The following is a 394-nucleotide window of genomic DNA, read 5'->3' on the forward strand; positions in this document are numbered from 1 at the left end:
ACCAGCACGGCGTCATTGTCGATACGAATGACGGTGGCCGGAATGACCTGGCCTTCCTGCATTGCGCTGGCGGCCGTGGACGATTCAAACATTGCTGCGAAATCGTCGGTCGAGGGATTGAAGTTATCTGACATTTGGGTTCCTTCGGGCGGGTCGAACAGCTCAAGGCAGGCGTGCACTATTGCAGCCTGCTCAGAACGACCCGAGAGCGTGGTCTCTTGCATTTGAAGTGGTGCGGCCTGTTTGGATTTGAGGTCTCTCAAATGTGAGAGCAGCCCCTTCAGGCGCGGTTTCCACGGGCCATCGCTGCCTCAACAGCCGCAATCGCCTTTTCCACTGCGGCTTCTATAGTCAGGTCGGTCGTATCTATCAAGACAGCATCTGCCGCCATTTC

The sequence above is a fragment of the Hyphomonas sp. UBA3601 genome (assembly GCF_002375605.1).
Taxonomy (GTDB): domain Bacteria; phylum Pseudomonadota; class Alphaproteobacteria; order Caulobacterales; family Hyphomonadaceae; genus Hyphomonas.